Source organism: Desulfitobacterium sp., from assembly GCF_034927245.1.
Classification (GTDB): Bacteria; Bacillota; Desulfitobacteriia; order Desulfitobacteriales; family Desulfitobacteriaceae; genus Desulfitobacterium_A.
This window is the reverse complement of record NZ_JAYFQK010000026.1, coordinates 1-12,374: the sequence shown is the minus strand read 5'-3', so window position 1 is coordinate 12,374 and position 12,374 is coordinate 1. Positions and strand designations below refer to the sequence as shown.

Here is a 12,374-nt window from a genome sequence, read left to right as displayed (position 1 = left end):
TAAAATGTTTAGTATTTTAACGCATCCGCAATAATTCCTTTAACTCGGCTCGTCAGTTCCTCAACGTTCACAAGCTCCATCTCGCCTGATTTACGCAGGCGAAGTTCAACTTGGCCCTGGGCAAGCGTCTTGCTGCCAATCGTCACGCGAAGAGGATAACCCACGAGATCAGCATCTTTAAACTTAACGCCGGGGCGCTCGTCACGGTCATCGATAATCACTTCTACGCCTGTCTGACGGAGTTCTTCATATATTTTTTCCGCGGTTTCGACAACTTGCTTATCTTTCATGCTCACGGGAACAACGATAACTTGGTAAGGCGCAATCGGGATTGGCCAAATAATTCCGTCCTTGTCATTGTTTTGTTCAATCGCCGCAGCCATTGTCCGGCTGACACCAACACCGTAGCATCCCATAACACAAGGTTTTTCCTGGCCGTTCTCATCGACAAAGTTTGCATTAAGCGCTTTTGAGTACTTTGTTCCCAGTTTAAAGACTTGACCCACTTCAATTCCGCGTGCTTCTTTTAATTCGCCTCCGCATTTGGGGCATTTTTCCCCGGCTACAATCATGCGCAGATCAAAAACCTGATCGATCCGGAAATCGCGTTCCGGAAGGACATTGAAGTAATGATGTTCCGCTTGATTTGCACCGCAGGCCGCTTTTTTCATCAGCGGGACTTCCAAGTCAGCAACAACTTTTAAATTGCCGGGAACATTGATCGGTCCTACAAAACCCGGTTCGCAGCCTAATGTTTGACGAACAACCTCGGGCTCTGCAAGCTGTAGGTTGAGAAATGGCCCGAGCATATTATTGAGCTTAATTTCATTGATCTCACGATCACCCCGCACCAGCACGAGGAAGATCTGATCATCGCCTTGGTATAACAGGGATTTCACGAGTTCGTGCTGTTTTAATCCCAGAAAATCGGAAACCTGTTCGATGGTTTTCATCTGAGGGGTTTCAACCAAGCTATAGTTTTCGGTGACAGGATCGCTCTCCATAGGTTGGGGACGGCACTCCGCTTTCTCAACATTGGCTGCGTAATCACATTCCGGACAATAGACAACAGCAGCCTCCCCGGATTCAGCAAGTACCATAAATTCGTGAGTTCCGCCGCTCCCGCCAATAGCGCCCGCATCTGCTTCAACAGGCCGGAAAGTCAGCCCGCAGCGTGTGAAAATGCGCGTATAGGCATCATACATTTTTTTATAACTTACATTAAGACCTGCCTCATCAATATCAAAAGAATATAAGTCCTTCATGACAAATTCCCGTCCCCGCATTAAACCAAACCGAGGGCGCCGTTCATCACGATACTTATTTTGGATTTGATAGAGAAGTAACGGTAATTGTTTATAGGAGCGAACTTCTCCGCGTACTAAATCTGTTACAATCTCTTCATGGGTCGGTCCTAAACAAAATTCACGCTCATGACGATCCACTAATCGGAACATTTCAGGGCCATAAACATCCCACCGTCCCGTTTCCCGCCAAAGCTCGGCAGGCTGGATGATGGGCAGCAAAACCTCTTGTCCCCCTTTAGCATCCATTTCTTCTCTGACAATCTGTTCAATCTTCTTAAGGATTCTTAAGCCTAAAGGCAAATACGTATAAACCCCCGCACCTGCTTTACGGATCAAACCCGCACGAAGCATCAGCTTCTGGCTGACCACTTCAGCCTCAGCCGGGACTTCCCGCAGTGTAGGATTCAGAACTTGGCTAACACGCATATATTATTCATCCTTCCCATGATCTCTTACGTAATCTTCAATTTCCTTGAGCAATGCCGGCAACAATTCATTTTCGGGTAAATGGGCAACAATCTCTCCTTTGCGGAAAAGCAGCCCCATCCCTTTACCACCGGCTATTCCAAAATCGGCTTCACGGGCTTCTCCCGGACCATTGACTGCACAGCCCATCACCGCAACTTTCAGGGGCCTGTCCAAGGGAGGAAGACTTGAAAGCTTTGTTTCCACTTGGTCGGCGAGTTCGGCAAGATTAACCTGAGTCCGTCCGCACGTTGGACAGCTGATCAGATCCACACCGCTTTCCCGCAGCCCCAGAACCCTTAAAATCTGCAAGGCAACGGGTATCTCTTGTACAGGATCCCCTGTTAAGGACACCCGTATCGTATCCCCAATTCCCTCGGCCAGCAAGGTTCCAATGCCAACCGCTGATTTCACTAAACCCGAGCGAACCGTTCCCGCCTCAGTGACACCGACGTGTAACGGATAATCTACTGTCTCTGACATTAAACGGTAAGCTTTAAGCATCAGCGGAACATCGGAAGCTTTTAAGGAGACTTTTATTTTATCATATCCCTCGTCTTCCAGCACGTGAATATGATTCAAAGCGCTTTCCACCATGCCTTCGGCTGTAATACCCTGAAACTTTTCGCGGATTTCCTTATCCAGCGAACCTGCATTCACACCGATACGAATCGGGATCTCCCGTTCCTTAACCGCACGAACGACCTCTTGGACCTTCCAGCGGGCCCCTATATTACCGGGATTTAGCCGCAAACCGTGAATTCCCTGTTCAACCGCAATCAGGGCTAGACGATAATCAAAATGAATATCGGCAATCACGGGGAGAACGCTTTTGGCGGTAATTTCTTTAATACTATAGGCCGCATCCTGATCAAGCACCGCAACGCGGACGACCTCGCAGCCGGCCCGCGCCAATGCTTCTATTTGTCGGAGTGTCGCCTCAATATCTCTTGTGTCCGTATTGGTCATCGATTGGATAACTATCGGTGCCCCTCCGCCGATAGTCACATTTCCAATCTTAACCGCTTTTGTTTGTTTTCTTGGCACAGCTTTTGCCTCCTACCCTTTGCCAGTAAAGAGTTTAACAATGTCTTGATAGGTCACCGCAATCATTAGCGCAAACAATAAAACAAAACCGATAAAATGAATAAAGTTTTCCTTCTCGGGATTGATCGGTTTTCCGCGCAACCCTTCAATCAAAAGGAATACTAACCGGCTGCCATCTAATGCGGGAATGGGGAAAAGATTAAGAAGCCCCAGTTGGACGCTTAGCATGCCTGTTAAACTGAGCAAATCCGCCCATCCCTGTTTTGCCCCTTCACCTATAACTTGAGCAATGGCAACCGGCCCTCCCAGTTCTGCTGAAGTCTTACCGGTAATCATTTGGGCTATCGTGATTACAATAAGTTTCGTTAAATAGACTGTTTGATCCCAACCGTATTTCACGGCATTGGACAGCGAAGTTTTCTTATAAATTATTTCTGGAGAAATTCCCACCATCCCATAGCCGGATTGTTTATCTTGTTCAGTGAGCAGGGAAAAGTTTTCTTGTTTACCCCCTTGTTCAACCGTAAGGGTAATCTTTTGATTCGGCTTGGCATGAATAGCATCCACACAATCTGCCCATTCAGGCGTAGGGACACCATCGACGGCAAGAATTTTAGCTCCGGCTTGAATTCCAACCTGTGCCGCCGGTTTTCCATCGACAACCGAACCAATGGCATTCCCCTTTGCGGCCGAAGGAATGCCGAAATAAGCAAAGACAAGGATGAAGAGAACAATGGCCAGGACGAAGTTCATAATTGCGCCTGCGGCAATAACCGCCATTCTCTGCCAAACCTTTTTATTCATAAAGCTTTTGGGGTCATTTGAATAAGCTAGAACTCGTTCGCCGTTTTCATCAACCTCTTGGTCCATTCCATATAATCGAACATATCCTCCCAAAGGAATGATTCGCAGATTATATTCCGTATCCTTACCCTTATAACCGATAATTTTCGGACCAAAACCGAACGCAAATTCCAGTACCTTGATCCCATTTAAACGTGCGACAATATAGTGCCCAAATTCATGGATCATCACGAGCAACCCAAAAACAAAAATAATGGCTAAGGCATTATTCATTACGCAACTACCCCTCCTGATTACTCTCTGTCCCAGAACGTGAGCACCCTGCTTTAACCGTTCTGAATTCGTTCGCGAGCACGCTTACGAGCCCAGTCATCAGCCTCTATTATACTTTCCAAATCAGCAGCATCCAACACTTCATGTTCCTCGCAGATGCTTTCTACAATATGAACGATTTGCCTATACCCTATCTTTCTTTCGAGGAAGGCATATACCGCAACCTCATTGGCTGCATTCATGACTGCGGGAAGAGTTCCTCCCCGTCTTCCCGCTTCATAGGCTAGGGCCAACGCGGGAATCTCTTGTAAATTAGGTTCTATAAAAGTCAACGTTTTTCCTCTAAGATCCAGTCTTTCAAAGCGATTAGGCCAACGCACCGGATAGCTTAAAGCATACTGAATCGGCAGACGCATGTCCGGACGACCTAATTGAGCTAGAATACTTCCATCCTGATATTGCACCATGGAATGAACAATACTCTGGGGATGAATCAATACTTCAATTTGATCATAGCCCAAACCAAACAGATGATGGGCTTCAATGACTTCTAAACCCTTATTCATCATTGTCGCTGAGTCAATTGTTATCTTAGCACCCATGCTCCAATTGGGGTGTTTTAAGGCCATCTCCGGAGTTACTTCATTTAATTTCTCCGGGGGCCACCCCAAGAAAGGTCCTCCCGATGCCGTGATCAGAATTTTCTCAAGAAGTCCGTTCGGCTCTTCCAAACACTGAAAAATAGCCGAATGCTCACTATCAACAGGGATAATTGAACAGCCAAAACGTTTTGCGGTATCCATCACAAGATCCCCGCCGGCAACGAGCGTTTCCTTATTAGCCAAGGCAATATTTTTTCCCTCTTTTATAGCTGCCAGCGTGGGCTCAAGGCCAATTCTTCCACTGATTGCCGTAACGACGGTATCAGGTTTATCGGCCGTTACCGTACGCATAATTCCATTCATGCCCTGTTCAACAATGACCGGTAAATCATGCAAACGTGCCTTCAATTCCCCTGCAGCTTTCTCATCCATCATAGCCGCGATTTGAGGTTTGAATTCTCGAACCTGATGTTCCATTTCATCGACACGAGTTCCTGCCACCAGAGCATAGACTTGAAGTTTATCCGGATTTTCCCGGACAACATCTAATGTCTGTGTTCCGATTGATCCTGTTGATCCAAGGACAGTTATAGTTTTCACGCTAATCACACTTTCGTCCTAATTTTTAGGGTCTGAAAAAGCTCCCGCTTTGCGTAAGGCCTCATAAAAGATAACCAAGCCGGGACCCAGCACCAAACCAAACCCTCCCAGCAATTTTAAACCGACATACATTGAAATCAAAGTGGGCAGCGGATGAAGTCCAATACCCCTTGACATAATCTTCGGCTCCAAAGCCTGGCGGACGACTAAGGCCACAATCCAAACAATCATAAGCTTGACTGCCTCGGAAACCGATCCCATAATAAGCAAAACAACTGCCCAAGGCACGTAAATTAAACCTGTTCCCACAATAGGCATCAGATCCAAAAATGCGGATAATAAACCAACCGTAAAAGCGTATGGATTTCCCATCAACACTAAGCCAATCGTCAAAATGGCACCGGTAATCGTAATCAAAATCGTCTCCGCCCGAACAAAACCGGCAATGGCATAACCAAGGTCTTGACCCACGGATTGAGCCCCTATATGCCATCGTTTGGGAACAAGTCCCTGAAGGAAACGTTTAACTCCGGGAAAGCTCGCGCTCATCATGTAAGTAGCGATAATAGCGATGACCACGATGATAAAAAAGCCGGGTATAGCTGTTAAGAAATTTAAAAGTGCTATACTTGCCGTGGCAGCCCCATTTTGTAAGGAGTTTAATATTGTACCCATTGAGGAATTTAACGTGGCTTGGATTTTAGGATTAATAACCACAAATTTCTCCGCATTATCAATCAGTTGATTGAATAAACCCATAAAATAGCTATAATCAGGCAAAGCCATAGCAAGCGCCGATAACTCATTATAAAGCCTAACAACAATCAATGTGACAAAAAGAATAATAGCCACGATCACGAGAATAAGAACAACTATTGAAGCAAGAGGGCGTTTTATTTTCATGCCCCGTATTAACTGCGTTACTAAGGGTTCCATTAAAAGAGCAATTAAAAAAGCGAGAATGAAAGGCAAAAAAGCATAGAACAATGTGCTTATAAACTTCCCAAAGACAGGCAGAAACGTTTGAACAAAATATGTAAAAGCCTTAAGCAGAACAAGCACACTTGTAACAACAACCAAACGGTTTAGGTTGGTCATGAACTTACTTTTCGGGGAATCATTCAAACACTATTCACCTCACGATAAAAAACAAAACTGAGTAATACACAATTGGAAAAGCAAAAAGCATACTGTCAAAACGATCTAAAAAGCCGCCGTGACCCGGTAGTAATTTGCCCGAATCCTTAACACCTGCGCTTCGTTTTAAAGCCGATTCAAACAGATCACCAATTTGAGCACTAAGACCTATAATTAAACCCAGTCCCAAAAAGAAGGTCCAAGGTATTCCATCCATGACCTGTGCGGCAATCAAGCTGGTCAAGACTGCCCCGACCAGTCCGCCGACAGAACCTTCAACCGTTTTATTCGGACTGACCTGAGGAGCAAGAGGATGCTTTCCTATAGCTCTCCCAATAATATATGCAAAGGTATCTGTCGCCCATACCAAAAAGAACGCTAAAAATGCCCAAGCTCTCCCTTGTTCCAAAGAACGAAGCATTAAAAGATGCGAACTCAGAATTACGGTATAAACAATGCTGAGGAAATTCATACCGACCTCAGAAAAACGAACCTGAGGATATTGAATTCCCATCCGTCCCAGACATATTAGTAACCAAAAAATTAAAAATGGAAACAGCCACTCTCTTTGACCCGAAGTTATAAGCACAAGCCAAACAACAGCACCCAAGTAAGTTGCCTTCGTCCAAATATTCACTCCCAGTTTACGGGCAATCTCCTGGAATTCATGGAGTGTCAATAATCCGATTACCGCGGTCAATAGTGCCGTATAAGATCCGCCAAGGTAAGTTAAACCCAGCAGGAGCGGCGCACCTATTAAAGCGGTTATGGTTCTAACTAACATATAGAACTCCCTTATTTCTTTTTGAGCCCGCCGAAGCGGCGTTCCCGATGTTGATATGTTTTAATAGCATCCAATAATAAATTGGAATTAAAATCCGGCCATAGCTGCTCGGTTACTACAATCTCCGTGTACGCCAGCTGCCAGAGCATAAAATTACTCAAACGCATTTCCCCGGAAGTACGAATCAATAGATCAGGGTCAGGTAAACCCGCTGTGAATAATGAAGCACTGATTCGTTCCTCATCGATATCCTCCGGGGCTAGCTTTCCTTGCTTGATCTCTTCCCCGAGTATGCGTAATGCCCGCGTAATTTCGGCGCGCCCTCCATAATTTAAAGCTAAGTTAAGGATCAAACCTGTGTTATGACGGGTTTGATCGGTTGCCTTCGATAATTCCTTCTGGGCTTCAAGCGGTAAAAGGGTAATATCCCCCATCGTCATAATTTTGACATTATTCTCATGAAGCTCACGGAGTTCATTGCGCAAGTATTCCGTCAGTAAACGCATCAGGATACTGACTTCTTCTTGGGGTCTTCGCCAGTTTTCTGTTGAAAAGGCATAAACCGTTAATATTTCAACTTTCAAATTAGAGCACGTTTTGACGATGCTGCGAATTGCTTCCACTCCTGCACGATGTCCCGCTGCGCGCGGAAATCCCCTCTTTTGTGCCCACCGACCATTTCCATCCATGATGATTGCGATATGGCGCGGCAGACGTTTAAGATCAATTTCCTCTGTGGAAATAGACTTATCTTTATTATTCCTAAAACTGAGCCACATCTTCTCCACCTCCCTTTGGCCGGCTTTGGGTGGTCAAAGACCCCCAAATGAGGGGGTCATATTTACACTTCCATGATTTCCTGTTCTTTTGTGTCCATGATGCGATCAATTTCTTTAATAAACTTGTCTGTCATTTTCTGAACATCTTCTTGAGCACGTTTCGCATCGTCTTCGGAGGCGGTATGATCTTTTTCCAGTTTTTTAATTTGATCATTTACATCTCTTCGTATGTTTCGAATCACGACTCTTGCATCTTCCGCTTTTTTCTTAACGGTCTTGACCAATTCGTTTCTGCGTTCCGCCGTTAACTGCGGAATTATCAAGCGAATAACATTACCGTCGCTGGAGGGATTTAAGCCGAGATCAGATTTCATTATTGCCTTCTCAACTGCCGGCAAAACACTTCTATCCCAGGGCTGTAAAACAAGCATCCGCGGTTCGGGAACCGAAATATTAGCTAATTGATTGATGGGCGTCGGTGTTCCATAATACTCAACCATAACTCGATCTAACAGACTGGGAGTAGCCCGCCCCGCACGTATAACCGTATATTCCCTCCGCAGGGACTCCACACCTTTGTGCATGCGTTCTTCCGCATCCTTTAGGACCTCGTTAATCATTAAATTTCCCTCCCTACATAAGTGCCAATCGGCTCACCCATGATCGCTTTGTAAATGTTACCTTTCTCTTTGAGATTAAAAACAATGAGAGGAATATTATTATCCATACATAATGAGGTTGCCGTAGAATCCATCACCTTTAAACCCCGGCTTAAAACTTCTAAATAACTCAGCTTATCAAATTTAACCGCATCAGGATTCTTTACGGGATCAGAATCATATACACCATCGACCTGCTTCGCCATCAGGATGGCTTCAGCTTCTATTTCCGCTGCTCTTAACGCCGCCGTTGTATCTGTTGAAAAGAAAGGATTTCCCGTACCTGCGGCGAAAATCACAACCCGCCCTTTTTCCAAATGGCGAATCGCCCGTCGACGAATATACGGTTCAGCCACCTGTCTCATTTCAATAGCCGACAAAACCCGTGTTGCCATTCCTACCTTTTCAAGAGCATCTTGGAGGGCAAGTGCGTTCATCACAGTCGCCAACATTCCCATATAATCGGCTGTCGCACGATCCATTCCTTGGGAGCTTCCCGAGATTCCCCGCCAAATGTTTCCCCCGCCAACGACTAGGGCCACTTCCACACCCAGACTACGAATTTCGGCAACCTGTTGTGCAACTGTTACCAGCATCTCTTGAGCAATTCCAAAACCTTGACTTCCAGCCAAGGCCTCACCACTCAGTTTTAGAATAACTCTGTGGTATCGTGGTGTCTCCATCATTAACCTCCCTTATATAATACTACATCAGCCTAGTAATTTCCTAATGCAAATTGCAGCGATTCGAAAAAGAGAACACCTAAGTGTTCTCTATACGCTTTCCTTAGCGGCTTACTTCCTTCGCAACCTCAGCTGCAAAGTCTTCTTGTCTCTTTTCGATTCCTTCGCCTAATTCATAGCGAGTGAAACGGCGAATAACAATCTTCTCACCGATTTTAGCCGTTTTTTCAACAACGAGATCATGGATTGTTTTCTCAGGATCTTTAACAAATTCTTGATCCATTAAGCACGTTTCTTTATAGAATTTGCCGATTCGTCCTTCAACCATTTTTTCAATGATTTTTTCGGGTTTTCCTTCGTTGAGAGCCTGAGCTCTTAGAATGTCCTTTTCATGTTGCAAAACATCTTCGGGAACGTCTTCTTTAGTTAAGTACTCCGGCTTTGCTGCAGCGATGTGCAAGGCAATATCACGAACAAAAAGTCGGAAATCCTCAGTATTGGCAACAAAGTCAGTCTCGCAATTTACTTCAAGGAGAACCCCAATCCGGCCGCCGCCATGAATATAAGAATAAACAATTCCTTCCGCAGCAATTCGGCCTTCCTTTTTCGCCGCGGCTGCTAAACCTTTTTCACGCAATAAGTCAATTGCTTTTTCCAGATCTCCGCCGACTTCTGTCAGTGCCTTTTTGCAATCCATCATTCCCGAACCAGTGCGCTCGCGAAGCTCCTTAACAAGAGCTGCCGTTATTTCAGCCATTAATAAAACCTCCATCTATATGTACATTTAATTCATTGACACCAAAAAAGGGCAGGATGAGCATCAGGGAAGTTTAGCCAACCCTTCTTCACCCTGCCCCTCTTTTTATTCCCTATCCTTAATCTTTGAGGGATAATTATTCAGCAGTAACTTCTTCAACCGGTGCTTCTTCTACAGGAGCTTCTTCATCGACGCTGCCTTGTTGAGCTTCAATAATTGCATCAGCCATCTTAGCTGTTAAAAGTTTAACCGCACGAATAGCATCATCATTAGCCGGGATGACAACATCGATCTCATCCGGATCGCAGTTCGTATCAACGATACCTACGATAGGAATATTCAAGCGACGTGCTTCGGCAACTGCAATACGCTCTTTGCGGGGGTCAACAATGAACAATGCATCAGGAAGTTTCTTCATTGTCTTAATTCCGCCTAAGAAGCGCTCAAGTTTTTCCATCTCATGACGAAGATTGGCAACTTCCTTCTTCGGAAGAATTTCAAATACTCCTTCGGCTTCCATCCGCTCTAACTCTTTGAGACGAGTTACACGTTTTTGAATGGTTTGGAAGTTTGTTAGCATACCTCCGAGCCAACGCTCATTGATATAATACATTCCGCAGCGTTCAGCTTCTTCTTTCACTGACTCTTGGGCCTGCTTTTTGGTTCCGACGAATAACATCGTTCCCCCATCCGCAGCAAGATTACGCACGAAATTGTAGGCTTCGTCTACTTTTTTTACGGTTTTTTGCAGGTCAATGATATAAATACCATTGCGCTCCGTAAAAATATAACGAGCCATCTTAGGATTCCAGCGACGTGTTTGATGACCGAAGTGAACACCGGCTTCTAGTAATTGTTTCATAGAAATTACAGCCATTGTGTTGCACCTCCTCTCTTTGTTTTTTCCTCCGCAGGTTCATCTTCCGATTCGCCCTAATAGGGAACAGAATCGCAAATCCCACTGCGTGTGTAATACACCTTTAGTAGAATACCATAACCCGTTTTTCTTTGCAAGAAAATCCGCTGAATTTTTTCAAATATAGATCGTTAATTCATTAACTCAGGTTTGAGCGTATCGTATGATTTTTAACGAAATACTCAAGCTCAGCCATCAGCTCCGGAAAAGGAAAGTAAAGTTCGGATATATAATAGATCTGATTCCGTTTAGTCTTAATCCGCACCATTTCTTTCCCTTTAGGCAGGGTATAAAGAGCCACCCGCCGGATATCCTCCGGAAACAGTTGATGCTCTCCTGTTAGTGAATAAAAAATAATACTCTCTTCATCAATCCTCAGATGTTTGCTGCGACCATAAATCCACACTGCGATTAGACTTAAAAACGTCGCAGTATACAGTCCTAACAGAATATAGAGTTCAAGCATTGCAATTTTGAAAACGGCCGTTAATATGAAGAGAATAACAGGGTATCCTATTAAAAATAGGATACCTGGTAAAATCAAGGGTTTAAGTTGATATCGATATTCATGCTCCTCTTCCTGCATAAACATCCCGCCCTTTTTCTTACTTGTTATGCTTTATTTTGTCAAGTTCATCCAATAGATAGTCATTGAGAACACGAATATAGGTTCCTTTCATTCCCAGGGACTTAGATTCAATGACGCCTGCGGATTCAAACTTACGGAGAGCATTGACAATAACCGAACGAGTGATCCCCACGCGATCCGCAACCTTGCTGGCGACCAGTAATCCATCGCCGCCCCCCAGTTCGGAAAAAATATGTTCAACTGCTTCAAGTTCAGAATAGGAGAGTGTTCCAACCGCAATCTGAACGGCTGCTTTTTTACGGGCTTCTTCTTCGGCACGCTCCGCTTTTACGCGCAGGATTTCCATCCCGACCACCGTTCCGCCGTATTCAGCCAAAACAAGGTCTTCATCTGTAAACTCTTCATCAAATTTAGCCAATACCAAAGTACCTACTCTTTCGCCGCCTCCGAGAACCGGAACGATCGTTGAAATCTTATTGTTGAAATGACAGCGTTCGTTGTTGTTGAAGACACATCCATTCGCGACTTGAGAAGCGTTTGACGTTGTTTCTGTGATTTTCATCAGGCCTTCATTATAACTTTCAGGGAAGCGCTCGGAATGAACGACTATATCTTCCATCGTGTCACAATTAAAATCCGGCATAAAGCTGTATCCCATAATTTTTCCCCGGCGCCCTATAATGTAGCAGTTGGCGACAATAGCTTCACTTAAGACTTGGGCCATTTCTTCAAAGTCGACAGGATGCCCGGCTGCCCTTTGGATAATCTTGTTGATTGCGCGCGCTTTCTCTAATAATGTTGTCATGAATTAGTTCCTCCTTAAAAATAAGCTATAGCCTCTCGGCATTCGCCGAGGTAGATGGTTCAAGACTTTGCTTGAACCATCAATATTGAATTCCTCCTACTTTTCGGTAGGGGGTTTTCATTTTTGGAAACACCAAATTGGAAATTCCCTCAGAAAATTTTTATTGC

At 44.7% G+C, this 12,374-nt stretch carries 13 protein-coding genes; all 13 read right to left on the bottom strand.

What is annotated here, in order from left to right; all coding sequences use genetic code 11:
- Positions 1-8: 8 nt before the first annotated feature.
- The 13 genes from VB077_RS07705 to codY all read right to left on the bottom strand — a co-directional run bounded on the left by VB077_RS07705 (position 9) and on the right by codY (position 12,207).
- Positions 9-1,733 carry a proline--tRNA ligase gene (locus VB077_RS07705; RefSeq protein WP_323414646.1) on the bottom strand — a complete coding sequence of 575 codons (1,725 nt, stop codon included), beginning with the start codon at positions 1,731-1,733 and terminating at the stop codon, positions 9-11.
- A 3-nt stretch (positions 1,734-1,736) separates the two neighbouring features.
- Positions 1,737-2,819 carry a flavodoxin-dependent (E)-4-hydroxy-3-methylbut-2-enyl-diphosphate synthase gene (ispG, locus tag VB077_RS07700; RefSeq protein ID WP_323414645.1) on the bottom strand — a complete coding sequence of 361 codons (1,083 nt, stop codon included), beginning with the start codon at positions 2,817-2,819 and terminating at the stop codon, positions 1,737-1,739.
- A gap of 12 nt (positions 2,820-2,831) precedes the next feature.
- Positions 2,832-3,896: an RIP metalloprotease RseP gene (gene rseP / locus VB077_RS07695; RefSeq protein WP_323414644.1), complete on the bottom strand. Its 1,065-nt coding sequence runs from the start codon at positions 3,894-3,896 to the stop codon at positions 2,832-2,834.
- A gap of 53 nt (positions 3,897-3,949) precedes the next feature.
- The gene (locus VB077_RS07690) at positions 3,950-5,098 is read right to left on the bottom strand and encodes a 1-deoxy-D-xylulose-5-phosphate reductoisomerase (RefSeq protein ID WP_323414643.1); all 1,149 of its coding nucleotides are present in this window, start codon (positions 5,096-5,098) and stop codon (positions 3,950-3,952) included.
- 18 nt (positions 5,099-5,116) lie between these two features.
- Positions 5,117-6,223, bottom strand: a complete 1,107-nt coding sequence (gene ytvI / locus VB077_RS07685; RefSeq protein ID WP_416337045.1) for a sporulation integral membrane protein YtvI — start codon at positions 6,221-6,223, stop codon at positions 5,117-5,119.
- A 7-nt stretch (positions 6,224-6,230) separates the two neighbouring features.
- Positions 6,231-7,019, bottom strand: coding sequence for a phosphatidate cytidylyltransferase (locus tag VB077_RS07680; protein ID WP_323414642.1), 789 nt, complete (start codon positions 7,017-7,019; stop codon positions 6,231-6,233).
- An 11-nt stretch (positions 7,020-7,030) separates the two neighbouring features.
- Complete coding sequence (locus VB077_RS07675) at positions 7,031-7,798, bottom strand: isoprenyl transferase (RefSeq protein WP_323414641.1); 768 nt, start codon at positions 7,796-7,798, stop codon at positions 7,031-7,033.
- A gap of 62 nt (positions 7,799-7,860) precedes the next feature.
- The gene (gene frr / locus VB077_RS07670) at positions 7,861-8,418 is read right to left on the bottom strand and encodes a ribosome recycling factor (RefSeq protein ID WP_323414640.1); all 558 of its coding nucleotides are present in this window, start codon (positions 8,416-8,418) and stop codon (positions 7,861-7,863) included.
- The gene (pyrH, locus tag VB077_RS07665) at positions 8,418-9,140 is read right to left on the bottom strand and encodes a UMP kinase (RefSeq protein WP_323414639.1); all 723 of its coding nucleotides are present in this window, start codon (positions 9,138-9,140) and stop codon (positions 8,418-8,420) included. The genes frr and pyrH overlap by 1 nt, the downstream gene beginning before the upstream one ends.
- Positions 9,141-9,243: 103 nt before the next feature.
- Entirely contained in the window at positions 9,244-9,897 is a 654-nt protein-coding gene (gene tsf, locus VB077_RS07660) for a translation elongation factor Ts (RefSeq protein ID WP_323414638.1), read from the bottom strand.
- Positions 9,898-10,033: 136 nt separating this feature from the next.
- Positions 10,034-10,774 carry a 30S ribosomal protein S2 gene (gene rpsB / locus VB077_RS07655; RefSeq protein WP_323414637.1) on the bottom strand — a complete coding sequence of 247 codons (741 nt, stop codon included), beginning with the start codon at positions 10,772-10,774 and terminating at the stop codon, positions 10,034-10,036.
- A 178-nt stretch (positions 10,775-10,952) separates the two neighbouring features.
- Positions 10,953-11,399, bottom strand: coding sequence for a hypothetical protein (locus tag VB077_RS07650; protein ID WP_323414636.1), 447 nt, complete (start codon positions 11,397-11,399; stop codon positions 10,953-10,955).
- A gap of 19 nt (positions 11,400-11,418) precedes the next feature.
- Positions 11,419-12,207, bottom strand: a complete 789-nt coding sequence (codY, locus tag VB077_RS07645) for a GTP-sensing pleiotropic transcriptional regulator CodY (RefSeq protein WP_323414635.1) — start codon at positions 12,205-12,207, stop codon at positions 11,419-11,421.
- Positions 12,208-12,374: the final 167 nt, after the last annotated feature.